Below are 13,893 nucleotides of genomic sequence, written 5' to 3' on the forward strand. Positions count from 1 at the left end.
GACTGCACTGCCTGCACCCGGACTACCCGGACAGGCAGCCGAACCTCAGGCAGACAGTGCTGACGCCGGATCGGGAGTAAACGACGCCCACCGCCGTCCCTCAGATGACCCCGCCCCGGCGGGGTCATCTGTTATGGGGTGAAGCCGGGGGATTGGACGGGGCCAGATGAATGGCGCGGGCCAGGGCGCGGTAGTGCTCGGGGGCCAGGGCGTCGGAGAAGAGCCAGAGGTGGCGCTCGGCGCCTTCTTCTGTCACCAGCCTCAGCCAGAGCACCCCGGGCAGGATGCGGCTGCGGTCATCCAGTCGATGACGTCGCCCTTGCCACTCCAGCCACTCCCCGTCCCAGAGCAGCGCCTGGCGCCCCTGGGTGACGGGGCGCCAGGCCAGCCAGAGCCCCAGCAACCAGCAAGGGAGAAACAGCCCCCATTGCCAGCCATGGATCAGAGCGGCAACCGGCCAGAACAACAGCAGAAACAGGGCAAGCAGCAGCATGCGCTGCCGCCGGGAGGGGATGACGGGCATCAGGACCCGCATCGGGGATCAGCTCAGGCGATCGTGACGGGCCTGATTGCGCTCCAGGATCAGGGGGATCATGGCGGCGAAATCGGGGTCGCTCGGCACACCGTGGCCCATGCTCCAGCGGAACAGCTCGGGATCCTCGCACGCCAGCAGACGGATGAAGGTCTGCTGCTCGGCCTCGCTCAGGGAGTCGAACTCGTGCTCGAAAAAGGGCATAAAGATCACATCCAGCTCGAGCATGCCGCGGCGGCAGGCCCACTTCAGGCGGGACTTTTCAATTGGGCTCAACATGGAACTCTCCTTACAAAGACCCGGGGATGGTAGCAGCTGGATTTTCCGGCTGACAAACATTCCTTACGTCTTTACCATGCAGGTCACATACTTTCTGTCTCTGGAATACCATCGTGAGCCTGCCGACCCCTGTTCTTCCTGCCGAGCCAACCCTGTTTCCCCTGACCGATCTGGCCATCACCCGACTCACTGGCAATGATCGCGTGAAATATCTGCAAGGCCAGGTCACCTGCGACGTCAACGCCCTGCAACCTGGTCAGAGCACCCTCGGCGGCCATTGCGATCCCAAGGGCAAGCTGTGGAGCGATTTTCGCCTGCTCTGCCTCGATGAGAGCCTGCTGCTGCTGACCAAGCCGTCGGTGCTGGCGCGCCAGTTGCCCGAACTCAAGAAGTTTGCGGTGTTTGCCAAGGTGGAGATCGGCGAATTCCAGGGCCAGGTGGTCGGCCTGGCCGGTCAGGGCACGGATGCCTGGATCGCGGCGCAATACGGCCTTCAGGAAACCGGCCTTGTCGAGGGCGGCATGGCGGTCAGGGTGGAAGCCGATCGCTGGCTGCTGGCAAGCGAATCGCCGCTGGCGCTGAGCCTGCCGGTCGGCGACGAAGCGCTCTGGTGGGGTCTGGACATCAAGGCGGGCATCCCGCACCTGGAGGCGGTCCACCAGGGTGAGTACATTCCCCAGATGCTGAACCTGCAGGCCCTGGATGGCATCAGCTTCACCAAGGGCTGCTACATGGGGCAGGAGATAGTAGCCCGCGCCAAGTACCGCGGCGCCAACAACCGCGCCCTCTTCGTGCTGGCAGGGCAGGCCAGTGGCCCCGTTGCCAGCGGCGATACCCTGGAGATCCAGCTCGGTGACAACTGGCGGCGCAGCGGCATGGTGCTGAACGCCTGGCAGCAGGATGGCCAGCTGTGGCTCACCGCCGTACTGCCAAAAGACACCGAGGCCGACGCCAGCTTCCGCCTCAAGCAGGAGGAAGGCTCCCGCCTCGCCCTGCAGCCCCTGCCCTACTCCCTGACCGAGTAAGGTCGGCTAACGAGGCACCCGCGCCAGCAGGGCCTCCTTCAGCCAGCGCCCCGCCTGCCCGAGCGGGCGGGCGCGATACCACTGCAACTCCAGCTCCAGCTCGGCCTGGGGAATGAAATCCGGCTTGAGCACCACCAGCTCCCCCCGCGCCAGCGGCCGGTGCAGCAGAAACTCGGGCACCGCAGACCACCCCAGCCCCAGCTTGACCAGCTCCAGGATCCCGAGATCCCCCTCGACCCACCACACCTGGGACGAGAGGCGGAAGCGATGGCGCTCCGTGCCCTCCCGCCGTCCCGTCACCATCAGCTGGCGGGCCCCTTGCAGGTCGCTCTCGTGCAGCGGCGTCTTGTGGGCCAGGGGGTGCTCCGGGGAGACCACCAGGGGCATGGCGACGCTCCCCAGGGAGCGGGAGACCAGCTCCCGCTCCGGGTGTGCCTTCTGGTAGCTGATGCCGAGCTGGGCCCGCCCGCTCTTGAGCAGCTCGGTCACATCCTCCATCAGCGGGAACAGCAGCTCCAGCTCCACAGTCGGATAGCGGCCGGCGAACTCCTCCAGCAGGGCACCGAGCCAGGGCAGATGGGAGTCATCGTCGATGGCCAGGGTGAGGCGCGACTCTATGCCGCTGGCCAGCTCCCCGGCGATGGCCTGCAGTCGCTCGCTCTGGGCCAGCAGCACCCCCGCCTCCTGGCTGATGCGGGCCCCCGCCTCGGTCAGCACCGGGTAGCGGCCGCTGCGATCAAACAGCTCGAGGCCGAGATCTATCTCCAGGTTGGCGATGGCGGTGCTCACCACCGACTGCGCCTTGCCCAGGCGGCGCGCCGCCGCCGAGAAAGATCCCGTCTCGGCCGCCGCCAGCAACGCCTTGAATTGTTCCAGTGAAGGGGTCATCCGCCTGCTCCTGCCCTGTTATTGCACCCAGAACCATCTATTTTAGCGATAGATACCAACGTGAACCTATCCAAAAATAGCGATAAATTGGCCGCCATACACACCCGAAAAGAGAAATAGAGAGACAGACCATGCGTAATACCCGTGATCGCCTGCGCCACGCCATCGGCTTCGAATTGATTGGCCTGCTGATCGCCGCCCCCCTGGCAAGCTGGGTCACCGGCGTCGGTCTCAACCACATGGGCCCCTTGGCCCTGTTCTTCTCGGTGGTCGCCACCGTCTGGAACTATGTCTACAACATAGGGGTGGACAGGCTGCTGCTGCGCCTGCAGGGCCACACCCACAAGACCCTGTGGCAACGGGTGCTGCATACTTTCGGTTTCGAGGGGGGCTTGCTGATCGTCGCCCTGCCGGTGATGTCCTGGTGGCTCGACATCGGCCTGCTGGAGGCGCTGGTGCTGGATCTGGGCTTCGTGCTGTTCTACCTGGTCTATGCCTTCGTCTACAACTGGAGCTATGACAAGGTGTTCCCCATCCCGGGCCAGGGGGCGCAGCGGGTCACGGGGTGACAAGAGAAGGGATAAAACGAGGCACCATCATGCGACTGGCATGATGGTGCTGATCTGGATCCTCGAGGGGCAGGTATTCAGGCTTGCGCCTTCACCTCGTCGGCAGGGGCCTCGGTCTGGGCCACTTCCTGGTTCAGCATGGCCTCGAGGTCGCTCTGATACTGGTTCAGCATGCGCTGGGCCGCGACCATGTCTCCCTTGTGCAGACGCTCGAACAGATGGTGTTGCACCACGCCGTTGAGGTACTCCACCGTGATGGGTTGCTCCAGGGCAGACAGCAACTCTTCTTTTTCCAGCTCCGCATTGATTTCATCGACACTGGTACGCAGCAGACCGGCCAGTTGCACCAACATGCGGCGCTCGCCTTCACGCAACAGGCTCAACATGCGGTTTCTCTGCTGCTCATTCTGTTGGGTCATACATTTCCTTACGTAGAGTGGGAACAAGCCCACTCATTCTGCCCTGTCCTTTTCACAGCGTCTATCTCGGGCGCATCACTAATTGAGCGTCCCGCCAACCGGGCGCGGGCCGGGTGCTATTTGCCCCTTTGCCCGGTATAGTAACCGCTGTTCCAGAGGGCCCTTGCGCCCCCGCTGACGAGACTGCCAACCCCATGACCGACGCCATTCTGGTGCTCTGCACCTGCCCTGATGAAGTCAGTGCCGACCACCTCTGCGAGCAACTGCTCAACCAGCGCCTCGCCGCCTGCATCAATCAGTTGCCAAGGCTCACCTCCGTCTATCGCTGGCAGGGGAAGATAGAGCGGGCACGGGAGATCCAGCTCATCATCAAATCCCGCCAGCCGCTCTTTGCCGAGCTAGAGCGGTGCATCCTGGCTCACCACCCCTACCAGGTGCCGGAGATCCTGGCGATCCCCGCCAGCCAGGGTCATCAAGCCTACCTCGACTGGTTGACACAGGAGACCTCATGACTCTGCGATCCCTGCTTTCCCCCCTGTTACTCCTGCTGAGCCTGCTCGCGGCCCCCGCCCAGGCCAGCAGCCAGGATCTGCTAAGCAGCCTCGGCATCGAGGCCAGTGCCCAGCCCAAGTTTCTGAAAGTGGACGAGGCCTTCGTCCTCGAGAGCGAGCAGCAGGGAAACAAGCTGCTGCTGACCCTGCGCCTCGCCGACGGTTACTACCTCTATCGCCACAGCATCAGCGTCAAGGGGGACAACCTCGCCTTCGAGCCCCTCGCGCTGCCTGCGGGCACCGAGCATGAGGATGACTTCTTCGGCAAGACCCGGGTCTTCTATCAGGAGCTGCAGATCCCCGTCACCTTGACCCAGGTGGGTGACTCCGCCAGCCTCACAATAAGCTATCAGGGGTGCACCGACGGCCTCTGCTATCCCCCCACCAACAAGCGGATCCCGGTGCAGCCCCTCGCGGCCACTGGCGACGCCGGACAGGCAGACCCCGCTGATGCCACAGAGGCGCCGACCGGCAGTCAGCAGGACAGACTGGCGGCCGCCCTCGGCAGCCAGGGCTTCTGGCTCAGCATCGCCGCCTTCTTTGCGCTGGGGCTGGGGCTCGCCTTCACCCCCTGCGTCTTCCCCATGTACCCCATTTTGACCGGCATCATCGCCGGTGCCGGCCAGCATCTCTCCACCCGCCGCGCCTTCCTGCTCTCCTTCGTCTATGTGCAGGGGATGGCGGTCACCTATACCCTGCTCGGGCTGGTGGTCGCCTCGGCGGGCTTGAAGTTCCAGACGGCGCTGCAGCACCCCTATGTGCTGATCGGCCTCTCGGTGATGTTCGTGCTGCTGGCCCTCTCCATGTTCGGGCTCTACAGCCTGCAACTGCCGAGCAGCCTGCAAACCCGGCTGTCCGGCCTCTCCAACCGCCAGCAGGGCGGCTCCGTGGTTGGGGTCACCATCATGGGGATGATCTCCGGCCTGGTCTGCTCACCCTGCACCACGGCCCCGCTCTCCGGGGCGCTCATCTACGTGGCCCAGAGCGGCGATCTCTGGCTCGGCGGGGCGGCCCTCTATGCCCTGTCGCTGGGCATGGGGCTGCCGCTGCTGCTGCTCGGCACCTCGGGGGGCAAGCTGCTGCCCAAGGCGGGCGCCTGGATGGATGTGATCAAGCAACTCTTTGGCTTTGCGCTGCTGGCGGTGCCGATCCTGCTGCTGTCACGGCTCTTGAGCGACCAGGTCGCCACCCTGCTCTGGCTCGGCTGGGGGTTGGGGCTGTGCGGCTATCTCTATCATCACAACCAGCATCGCCCCCACTCGGTGGGCAAGAGCCTCGGCGGCTTCGTGCTGCTGCTGGCGATGATGAGCCTAGTAGTAGTGGGCAAGGACCTGCTGCTGCCCGAGCCTGGCGTCAAGGCCAGCACCGGGGCCGAGGCCGAGGCCCCCCAGTTTATCCGCATCAAGACCCTGGATGACCTCAAGACCCGGCTCGAGGCCGCTCGCGGCAAGCCGGTGCTGCTGGACCTCTACGCCGACTGGTGCGTGGCCTGCAAGGAGTTCGAACACAAGACCTTCAGCGATCCCGAGGTACGGGCACGCTTCAATGACATGGTGCTGTTGCAGGCGGATGTCACCGCCAACGACGATGCCGACGTGGATCTGCTCAACGGCCTGAACGTGCTGGGGTTGCCGACCCTGATCTTCTTCGATCGCGATGGCAACGAGGTGAGCGGGCAGCGGGTGACCGGCTTCATGGGGCCCGCCGAGTTCCTCGGCCAGCTGGACAAGCTGCGCTGAACCATGGCGGCCCGCCTTGCCGCGCGGGCCGCCCTCTCCTCTGCGCGCTGATTTTTCTGGCGATCCCTTGTATATGACAGGCGCCATGGCAGAATTTGCCCTTTCCCGTCTCGCATCGTCCGGAGTTTTGATGAAAAAGTGGTTCATCCCCCTGCTGGCCTGCTGGCTCTATGGCTGCAACTCAGGTCCAGGTGAAGAGGCGATCCAGAGCCAGGTCACCGCCAGGCTGCAGGCCGACACGGATCCCGCCCTGTTCGAGATCAGCGACTTCGCCATTCTCGGCAAGGAGGAGCGGATGGAGGGGGTCTATCTGGTCAAGGTGAGCTACCGGCTCCACTTCAAGCAGGGGCTGGATCAACTGCAGGTGCTGCACGATGAGGATCTGGTCTATGACAGGGTCGGCCCCTTCCAACAGGAGATGGCCCTGATGGAGCTGGAGCGCAAATACGGCGAATTCGAAGCAGGCCAGGCACTGGCGCAGGAGAGCCAGGTCTGGATGATGAAGACAGAACAGGGCTGGCAACTGGCAGAACCGGCGCAGCAGGGAGAGGCGCCCTCCTCCCTGCCGCCAGCCCTCCCCTAGAGCAGATCCTTCATTCTGTGCCACAGCATCCCGAGCGCCAGCAAGGGGGAGCGCAGGGCAGGCCCGCCTGGGAAGGTCATGTGGGGCACGCGGCTGAAGAGATCGAAGCCCCGGCTCTCCCCCCTGATCGCCTCGGCCACCAGCTTGCCCGCCATGTGAGTGGCGTTGAGGCCGTGTCCCGAGTAAGCCTGGGCATAGAACACGTTGGGGTACTCTTTGAGGCGCCCTATCTGCGGCAGCCGGTTGGCGCCTATGCCTATCATGCCCCCCCACTGAAACTCGATGGCAGTACCCGCCAGCTCAGGGAAGACCCGCAGCAGCTTGGGCAGCATAAACGCCTTGATGTCCTTGGGATCGCGCCCCGAGTAGTTGCAGGCCCCGCCAAACAGCAGGCGACCATCGGCCGATAGCCGGTAGTAGTCGAGCGCCACGTTCTGATCGCACACCGCCATGTTTTGCGGCAGCAGCCGCTGGCGCAGCCGTTTCTCCAGCACCTGGGTGGCGAGTATATAGGAGCCCGCCGGCAGCACCTTGCCCCCGAGTTCGGGATTGAGCTCATTGAGGTAGGCGTTGCAGCCGATCACCAGGTAGCTGGCGCGGCAACGGCCGTGGGCCGTGGTCACTTCGACCCGATCGCCATACTCGATGTGAGTCACCCTGGACTGCTCGAACAGGGCGACGCCCAGACTGGCCGCCGCGCGTGCCTCACCCAGGGCCAGGTTGAGGGGATGCAGGTGGCCTGAGCCCATGTCGATCATGCCGCCGATATAGCGATCCGACCCCACCACTGACCTTATCTCCCCCTTGGGGACCAGCTTGAGTTCGTGCCGGTAACCCAGGCTGGCCAAGTGCTCGGCATCCTCCTCAAATCCCTTGAGGTGGCGCGGCTTGGTGGCGAGATCGCAGTAGCCCCAGGTCAGGTCGCAGTCGATGTTGAACCGCGCGACCCGCTCACGCACCAGCTGCACCGCCTCCAGCCCCATCAGGTCCAGCTCACGTACCCCTTGCTCGCCTATCCAGCGGGCAAACTGGCTGGTGTCGTGACCTATGCCGCGAATGAGCTGGCCGCCGTTGCGTCCCGAGGCCCCCCAGCCGATGCGGTTGGCCTCAAGCAAGACCACCTTGTAACCCGCCTCGGCCAGATTGATGGCAGTGTTGAGGCCGGTGAAGCCGCCGCCTATGATGCAGACGTCGGCATCCAGCTCACCGCTGAGCTCGGGCCACTGCTGATGGTCGTTGCGGGTGGCCGCGTAATAGGAGGCCACGTGCTCCTGGTGTCCGTTGTGTCTTCCTGTCTGCATGCTCAGCATCCTGCCTTGGTTGCACTTGTTTACTAAATTAAACGGAGTGTCATCGATAATACCCAGCCCAGGGTCACCAATCCAGCCTGTCAGGATCACAGAAATGCAAAAGGTGTCCCGAAGGACACCTTTTTAGAGGCCAGCCGAGGCTGGCCGCAATGAAAGAGGCGCCCCGCAGGGCGCCTCTTCAGCAATCAAGATACGGTAACGAATTACAGTACGTTGATGGCGTTCAGGTCGGAGAAGGCTTTCTCCAGACGGGCGATCATGGAAGTCTGACCGGCACGCAGCCATACGCGCGGATCGTAGAACTTCTTGTTCGGCTTGTCAGCGCCTTCCGGGTTGCCCAGCTGGCCTTGCAGGTAGGCTTCGTTGGTCTTGTAGAAGTTCAACAGACCTTCCCAGGTAGCCCACTGGGTGTCGGTGTCGATGTTCATCTTCACCACGCCGTAGGAGATGGATTCGCGGATCTCTTCCAGGGTGGAGCCTGAGCCACCGTGGAACACGAAGTCCAGGGACTTGGCAGGCAGACCAAACTTCTCGGAAACGAACTTCTGGGAAGCGTCCAGGATGGACGGGGTCAGCTTGACGTTACCCGGCTTGTATACACCGTGTACGTTGCCGAAGGAGGCAGCGATGGTGAAACGCGGGCTGATCTTGGACAGACGCTCGTAGGCGTAAGCCACGTCTTCCGGCTGGGTGTACAGGGCGGATTGATCCATGTGGCTGTTGTCCACACCGTCTTCTTCGCCACCGGTGCAACCCAGTTCCAGCTCCAGAGTCATGTTCATCTTGGCCATGCGGGTCAGATACTCGCAGCAGATGTCGATGTTCTCTTCCAGAGACTCTTCGGACAGATCCAGCATGTGGGAGGAGAACAGCGGCTTGCCGGTTTCGGCGAAGTGCTTCTCGCCCGCTTCCAGCAGACCGTCGATCCACGGCAGCAGCTTCTTGGCGGCGTGGTCGGTGTGCAGGATGACAGGTACACCGTAAGCTTCGGCAACGGCGTGCACGTGCTTGGCACCGGAGATGGCACCGATGATGGCAGCCTGCTGGCCTTCCAGCTTCAGACCCTTGCCGGCGGTGAACACGGCACCACCGTTGGAGAACTGAACGATGACCGGGGCTTTGACCTTGGCGGCAGCTTCCAGCACGGCGTTGACGGAGTCGGTACCCACGCAGTTCACGGCAGGCAGAGCGAAGCCGTTCTCTTTAGCGATGGCGAACACTTTCTGAACGTCATCACCAGTGATCACGCCGGGTTTTACGAAGTCGAAAATTTTCTTAGACATGTTTAATCGTCCTGTTCTCGTATGCCGTTAATAAAAAATGGGGGGTTCATCATGAACCGGCACAGCGGCCACATGATAAACGAAACGGGAGGCTTTTGCCCCCCGTCCCGGGTCAATTAGGCTTTGGCGCGTTCTTCAAGAATCGCGACAGCCGGCAGTACCTTGCCTTCTACGAACTCCAGGAAGGCGCCGCCGCCGGTGGAGATGTAGGAGACCTTGTCGGCGATGCCGAACTTGTCGATGGCAGCCAGAGTGTCACCACCGCCAGCGATGGAGAAGGCCGGGGAAGCGGCGATGGCTTCGGCGATCACCTTGGTGCCTTCGGCGAACTGGTCGAACTCGAACACACCGACCGGGCCGTTCCACAGTATGGTCTTGGCGTTCATGATGATGTCGGCCAGGGCCTTGGCAGAGTCAGGGCCGATGTCGAAGATCATGTCACCGTCGGTCACGTCAGCGACGGACTTGATGGTGGCCGGAGTGGACTCGGAGAACTCGGTACCTACAACCACGTCTGTGGTCACCGGAATGTTGGTCTCGGCAGCCAGCTTCTTGGCGGTGTCGATCAGGTCGTGCTCGCACAGGGACTTGCCAACGTTGTGACCGGCAGCGGCGATGAAGGTGTTGGCGATGCCACCACCGACCACCAGCTGGTCAGCGATCTTGGAGAGAGATTCCAGCACGGTCAGCTTGGTGGAGACCTTGGAGCCGCCAACGATGGCAACCATGGGGCGCTCGGGCTTCAGCATGGCCTTGCCCAGGGCATCCAGTTCACCGGCCAGCAGGGGGCCTGCACAGGCAACCGGGGCGAACTGGGCCACACCGTAGGTGGAACCTTCGGCGCGGTGAGCAGTACCGAATGCATCCATTACAAAGACGTCACACAGGGCGGCGTATTTTTTGGCCAGCTCTTCGGTGTTTTTCTTCTCGCCTTTGTTGAAACGGCAGTTTTCCAGCACAACCAGCTCACCGGCGGCGACATCTACGCCATCCAGGTAATCCTTGGCCAGGCGCACCGGGCAGGACAGAGCGTCTTTCAGATAGTTGACTACCGGGGCCAGGGAGAATTCTTCGTTGTATTCACCCTCGGTCGGACGACCCAGGTGGGAAGTGATCATCAGCTTCGCGCCCTTTTCCAGAGCCAGCTTGATGGTCGGCAGGGTAGCCACGATACGTGCGTCGGAGGTGACCTTGCCGTCTTTTACCGGCACGTTCAGGTCAGCACGGATCAGAACGCGTTTACCCGCCAGATCCAGGTCGGTCATCTTGATAACAGACATATTCAGTCCTCTATATATTTTCAGGTAATGTTAAAAAAACAGTAACCTTGCGCCCGGTGCAGGCTCTCAGCCTGCGGCCATCATGGCCCGGGTGGTATCCAGCATGCGGTTGGCGAAGCCCCATTCGTTATCACACCACATCAACATCTTGACGAGGTTGGCATCGCTCACCCGGGTCTGGGTACCATCAATGATGCAGGAGTGTGCATCATGATTAAAGTCTACGGAGACCAGCGGCTCTTCCGTGTAGTCCAGGATACCCTGTAATGTACCTCTGGATGCCCGTTGCAGGGCTTGATTTACGTCACTAACTGTCACTTTTTTACGAACAGTAATGCTCAGATCCATGGCGGTGACGTTGATGGTCGGCACCCGCACCGCGATCGCCTCGAACTTGCCGGCGAAGTGGGGGAGGATTCGCTCCAACCCCTTTGCCAGCTTGGTATCCACCGGGATGATGGACTGGCTGGCGGCCCGGGTTCGACGCAAGTCGCTGTGATAGGCATCGATGACTTGCTGATCGTGCATGGCCGAATGAATTGTCGTAATAGTACCACAATTTATCTCGAATTCTCGATGCAATGTTTCGATGACGGGCACCACGCAGTTGGTGGTACAGGAGGCGTTGGAGACGATCCGCTCCCGCCCCGTCAGCACCTGATGGTTCACCCCGTAGACTATGGTGGCATCCACATCCGCATCCGCCGGATGGGAGAAGAGCACCTTGCCCGCCCCCGCCCCCAGGTGCAATTCGGCATCGGCCCGGGAGCCGAATACCCCGGTGCAGTCCAGCACCACATCCACCCCCAGCGCCCGCCAGGGCAAGCGCGACGGATCCCGCTCGGCAAACAGGGAGATGAGATCCTCCCCCACCAGCATGCTGTTGCCCGCGAGCTGCACCGGATAGCCGAAGCGGCCGTGGCTGGTGTCGAAGCGGGTGAGGTGCACCATGGCTTCGGGGGCCGCCAGCTCGTTGATGGCGACTATCTTAAGCTGGTTATCGCGGCCGCTCTCGTAGAGGGCCCGCAACACGTTGCGACCGATGCGCCCGTATCCGTTGATGGCAATCTTGATCATGAAAAATCTGTGTCCTTACCTGCGACAAAGTGACGGGCCCCTGACTGCTTCAAGACAGCAGGGCCTCCCGGAAGACGCCCCTGGCCAGCAGCGCGGCCCCGAACACACCGGCGCTGTCGCCCAGGGCCGGGGCAATGATGGGAGTGGCGAAGCGGGGATTGAACAGAAATGGCAACACGGTCTGCCGACCGACGCTGTAGAGACTCTGCACGTTGCCCACACCACCGCCGATGACGATGACGTCCGGATCCAGGATGTTGACCACGTTGGCCAGGGCCTGGCCGAACAGCAGGTGCAGCCGGTCGATGGTGAGTTTGGCCACATGATCGTGGGCGCTGGCCGCCACTATCTGGGCCAGGGACAGATGGCGCCTGGCCTTGGCTTCATACCAGGCCTCCAGCGCCGGGCCACTGATGAAGGTCTCGACACAGCCGCGTTTGCCGCAGTAGCACTCGGGACCGTCGGGGGAGAGCACGTTGTGGCCCCACTCCCCGGCGATGCCGTGATGGCCGTTGAGGATCTGGCCATTGATGACGATGCCGGACCCAACCCCTGTGCCCATGATGATGCCGAACACCACTTTCGCTTCGGGATGCTGCTGGCGCACCGCCCCCAGATGGGTTTCCGCCAAGGCGAAGCAGTTGGCGTCGTTGGCAATCAGCACAGGCACACCCAGCTTGCGCTCCAGATCTTCCTTGAACGGCTTGCCGTTGAGCTCTGTGGTGTTGCAGTTCTTCATCAGCCCGGTCTGGGGATCCCGCGCCCCGGGCGTGCCCATGCCGAGGATGGCGGGACGCTGGCCGAGCCGCTCGGCGCACTCGTCCACCAGCTTGGCGATCTGGCCTATCATGTGCTCGTAACCGCCACGGCGCTCGGTGGGGATGCGATGGCGCAGCAGCACCTCGTCACCCTCGAGCACCACGCACTCGCACTTGGTTCCGCCAAGATCGATACCCCAGTCCCATGCACTCTTGCCCATCCTGCCTCCTGCCATGTTCAACGACGCCCTCACCCAGTCGTCAGGAGGCGTACTCGCCCATCCTGTCCGCGACTGTGTTCAGTGGTGGTGCAGTGTAACCCGAGCGGTGACCAGGATGCAGCCCCCGCGAGGCCGGGCAGCAAAACGGGGCCCGAAGGCCCCGTTCTCATTGTGTTGTCTGCCGCGCTCAGCGACCGTGGTACTGAGCCGACAGCTCGTGCACCGCGTTCACAAACACCCCGGCGTGCTCCGGATCCACATCCTGATGGATGCCGTGACCCAGGTTGAAGACGTGGCCGTTGCCGCTGCCAAAGCCCGCCAAAATGGTGGCGACCTCTTCGCGAATGCGCGCTGGCGCGGCGTAGAGCATGGAAGGATCCATGTTGCCCTGCAGCGCCACCTTGTCGCCGACCCGGCGCTTGGCATCCGCTATGTCTATGGTCCAGTCCAGCCCCAGGGCGTCGCAGCCGGTGGCGGCGATCTGCTCCAGCCACTGGCCGCCGTTCTTGGTGAACAGAGTCACCGGCACGCGGCGCCCCTCATTCTCACGGATCAGGCCATCGACGATCTTGTGCATGTACTGCAGGGAGAAGTCGCGGTAATCCCGCGGGGTCAGCACGCCGCCCCAGGTGTCGAACACCATGACGGACTGGGCACCGGCCTTGATCTGGGCGTTGAGATAGGCAATCACGCTGTCCGCCAGCTTGTCCAGCAGCAGGTGCAGGGTCTGCGGCTCTGCGTACATCATCTGCTTGATCTTGGTGAACGCCTTGGAGCTGCCCCCCTCCACCATGTAGGTGGCCAGGGTCCAGGGGCTGCCGGAGAAGCCGATCAGCGGCACCTCGCCCTTGAGCTCGCGGCGAATGGTGCGCACCGCGTTCATCACGTAACCCAGCTCGTCTTCCGGATCCGGGATGGGCAACGCCTGCACGTCGGCCATGGACTTGATGGGGCGCTCGAAGCGCGGGCCTTCCCCGTGTTCAAAGTAGAGGCCCAGCCCCATGGCGTCGGGTACGGTCAGGATGTCGGAGAAGAGGATGGCAGCATCGAGGGGATAGCGGCGCAGGGGCTGCAGGGTGACTTCACAGGCCAGCTCGGCGTTGCGGCACAGGGACATGAAGTCCCCCGCGACGGCGCGGGTCGCCTTGTATTCCGGCAGGTAGCGGCCAGCCTGACGCATCATCCACACCGGGGTCATGTCCACATCCTGGCGCAGCAGGGCACGCAGGTATCGATCGTTCTTCAGCTCTTTCATCCCAGTTCCTGAGTTCATATCCAGCATAAAATGGCGGATATGATACCACTTTGTGCGAGGCTGAGGGCGGCACAAACGCGCCGCAGGGCCGCCGGAGTGCAAAGATGTGAGGGGGCGCAAACCA

At 62.7% G+C, this 13,893-nt stretch carries 15 protein-coding genes; 5 read left to right on the forward strand and 10 right to left on the reverse strand.

Annotated elements, in window-relative coordinates:
* Positions 1-124: 124 nt before the first annotated feature.
* Both OC537_RS13065 and OC537_RS13070 read right to left on the reverse strand, forming a co-directional pair.
* A complete protein-coding gene (locus tag OC537_RS13065) occupies positions 125-523 on the reverse strand; it encodes a protein YgfX (protein ID WP_262112229.1) in 399 nt (132 codons plus the stop codon).
* Positions 524-541: 18 nt separating this feature from the next.
* Positions 542-811, reverse strand: a complete 270-nt coding sequence (locus tag OC537_RS13070; protein ID WP_106885818.1) for a succinate dehydrogenase assembly factor 2 — start codon at positions 809-811, stop codon at positions 542-544.
* A gap of 119 nt (positions 812-930) precedes the next feature.
* Here OC537_RS13070 and ygfZ point away from each other — a divergent pair, with 119 nt between their 5' ends.
* Complete coding sequence (ygfZ, locus tag OC537_RS13075; protein ID WP_410050479.1) at positions 931-1,836, forward strand: tRNA-modifying protein YgfZ; 906 nt, start codon at positions 931-933, stop codon at positions 1,834-1,836.
* A gap of 6 nt (positions 1,837-1,842) precedes the next feature.
* On the opposite strand, the gene OC537_RS13080 is transcribed toward ygfZ, so the two are convergent.
* On the reverse strand, positions 1,843-2,724 hold the full coding sequence (locus OC537_RS13080; RefSeq protein ID WP_262111828.1) for a LysR family transcriptional regulator: 882 nt from the start codon (positions 2,722-2,724) through the stop codon (positions 1,843-1,845).
* A gap of 131 nt (positions 2,725-2,855) precedes the next feature.
* On the opposite strand from OC537_RS13080, the gene OC537_RS13085 reads away from it, so the two are divergent.
* Positions 2,856-3,293, forward strand: a complete 438-nt coding sequence (locus tag OC537_RS13085; protein ID WP_106885816.1) for a PACE efflux transporter — start codon at positions 2,856-2,858, stop codon at positions 3,291-3,293.
* A gap of 77 nt (positions 3,294-3,370) precedes the next feature.
* Here OC537_RS13085 and OC537_RS13090 read toward each other — a convergent pair whose 3' ends face one another.
* Positions 3,371-3,712 carry a hypothetical protein gene (locus tag OC537_RS13090; protein WP_262111831.1) on the reverse strand — a complete coding sequence of 114 codons (342 nt, stop codon included), beginning with the start codon at positions 3,710-3,712 and terminating at the stop codon, positions 3,371-3,373.
* A 194-nt stretch (positions 3,713-3,906) separates the two neighbouring features.
* Here OC537_RS13090 and cutA point away from each other — a divergent pair, with 194 nt between their 5' ends.
* The 3 genes from cutA (at position 3,907) to OC537_RS13105 (ending at position 6,585) form a co-directional block, all read left to right on the forward strand.
* Positions 3,907-4,224, forward strand: coding sequence for a divalent-cation tolerance protein CutA (gene cutA / locus OC537_RS13095; RefSeq protein ID WP_262111834.1), 318 nt, complete (start codon positions 3,907-3,909; stop codon positions 4,222-4,224).
* On the forward strand, positions 4,221-6,002 hold the full coding sequence (locus OC537_RS13100) for a protein-disulfide reductase DsbD (protein WP_262111836.1): 1,782 nt from the start codon (positions 4,221-4,223) through the stop codon (positions 6,000-6,002). Before cutA ends, OC537_RS13100 begins: the two co-directional genes overlap by 4 nt.
* 130 nt (positions 6,003-6,132) lie before the next feature.
* A complete protein-coding gene (locus OC537_RS13105) occupies positions 6,133-6,585 on the forward strand; it encodes a hypothetical protein (RefSeq protein ID WP_262111838.1) in 453 nt (150 codons plus the stop codon).
* On the opposite strand, the gene OC537_RS13110 is transcribed toward OC537_RS13105, so the two are convergent.
* The 6 genes from OC537_RS13110 to hemE form a co-directional block, all read right to left on the reverse strand.
* The gene (locus OC537_RS13110) at positions 6,582-7,886 is read right to left on the reverse strand and encodes an NAD(P)/FAD-dependent oxidoreductase (RefSeq protein ID WP_262111840.1); all 1,305 of its coding nucleotides are present in this window, start codon (positions 7,884-7,886) and stop codon (positions 6,582-6,584) included. The two genes, OC537_RS13105 and OC537_RS13110, sit on opposite strands and share 4 nt — an antisense overlap.
* 212 nt (positions 7,887-8,098) lie before the next feature.
* Complete coding sequence (fbaA, locus tag OC537_RS13115; RefSeq protein ID WP_025328275.1) at positions 8,099-9,178, reverse strand: class II fructose-bisphosphate aldolase; 1,080 nt, start codon at positions 9,176-9,178, stop codon at positions 8,099-8,101.
* Between the two features lie 116 nt (positions 9,179-9,294).
* Positions 9,295-10,458: a phosphoglycerate kinase gene (locus tag OC537_RS13120; protein ID WP_106885810.1), complete on the reverse strand. Its 1,164-nt coding sequence runs from the start codon at positions 10,456-10,458 to the stop codon at positions 9,295-9,297.
* Between the two features lie 66 nt (positions 10,459-10,524).
* Positions 10,525-11,535, reverse strand: coding sequence for an erythrose-4-phosphate dehydrogenase (gene epd, locus OC537_RS13125; protein ID WP_111910490.1), 1,011 nt, complete (start codon positions 11,533-11,535; stop codon positions 10,525-10,527).
* Between the two features lie 49 nt (positions 11,536-11,584).
* On the reverse strand, positions 11,585-12,514 hold the full coding sequence (locus OC537_RS13130; protein ID WP_262111845.1) for an ROK family protein: 930 nt from the start codon (positions 12,512-12,514) through the stop codon (positions 11,585-11,587).
* Positions 12,515-12,701: 187 nt separating this feature from the next.
* Positions 12,702-13,769, reverse strand: coding sequence for a uroporphyrinogen decarboxylase (hemE, locus tag OC537_RS13135; RefSeq protein WP_106885807.1), 1,068 nt, complete (start codon positions 13,767-13,769; stop codon positions 12,702-12,704).
* Between the last annotated feature and the right edge of the window lie 124 nt (positions 13,770-13,893).

This window comes from Aeromonas sp. Marseille-Q5825 (assembly GCF_946892685.1).
Taxonomy (GTDB): domain Bacteria; phylum Pseudomonadota; class Gammaproteobacteria; order Enterobacterales; family Aeromonadaceae; genus Aeromonas; species Aeromonas rivipollensis.

Excerpts from the sequence above, each read along its gene's own strand:
- OC537_RS13070 (WP_106885818.1), bottom strand. The coding sequence starts at position 811 with ATGTTGAGCCCAATTGAAAAGTCCCGCCTGAAGTGGGCCTGCCGCCGC.
- OC537_RS13100 (WP_262111836.1), top strand. The coding sequence starts at position 4,221 with ATGACTCTGCGATCCCTGCTTTCCCCCCTGTTACTCCTGCTGAGCCTG.
- hemE (WP_106885807.1), bottom strand. The coding sequence starts at position 13,769 with ATGAAAGAGCTGAAGAACGATCGATACCTGCGTGCCCTGCTGCGCCAG.
- OC537_RS13105 (WP_262111838.1), top strand. The coding sequence starts at position 6,133 with ATGAAAAAGTGGTTCATCCCCCTGCTGGCCTGCTGGCTCTATGGCTGC.
- cutA (WP_262111834.1), top strand. The coding sequence starts at position 3,907 with ATGACCGACGCCATTCTGGTGCTCTGCACCTGCCCTGATGAAGTCAGT.
- epd (WP_111910490.1), bottom strand. The coding sequence starts at position 11,535 with ATGATCAAGATTGCCATCAACGGATACGGGCGCATCGGTCGCAACGTG.
- OC537_RS13065 (WP_262112229.1), bottom strand. The coding sequence starts at position 523 with ATGCCCGTCATCCCCTCCCGGCGGCAGCGCATGCTGCTGCTTGCCCTG.
- OC537_RS13090 (WP_262111831.1), bottom strand. The coding sequence starts at position 3,712 with ATGACCCAACAGAATGAGCAGCAGAGAAACCGCATGTTGAGCCTGTTG.
- OC537_RS13110 (WP_262111840.1), bottom strand. The coding sequence starts at position 7,886 with ATGCAGACAGGAAGACACAACGGACACCAGGAGCACGTGGCCTCCTAT.
- OC537_RS13120 (WP_106885810.1), bottom strand. The coding sequence starts at position 10,458 with ATGTCTGTTATCAAGATGACCGACCTGGATCTGGCGGGTAAACGCGTT.
- fbaA (WP_025328275.1), bottom strand. The coding sequence starts at position 9,178 with ATGTCTAAGAAAATTTTCGACTTCGTAAAACCCGGCGTGATCACTGGT.
- OC537_RS13080 (WP_262111828.1), bottom strand. The coding sequence starts at position 2,724 with ATGACCCCTTCACTGGAACAATTCAAGGCGTTGCTGGCGGCGGCCGAG.
- OC537_RS13085 (WP_106885816.1), top strand. The coding sequence starts at position 2,856 with ATGCGTAATACCCGTGATCGCCTGCGCCACGCCATCGGCTTCGAATTG.
- OC537_RS13130 (WP_262111845.1), bottom strand. The coding sequence starts at position 12,514 with ATGGGCAAGAGTGCATGGGACTGGGGTATCGATCTTGGCGGAACCAAG.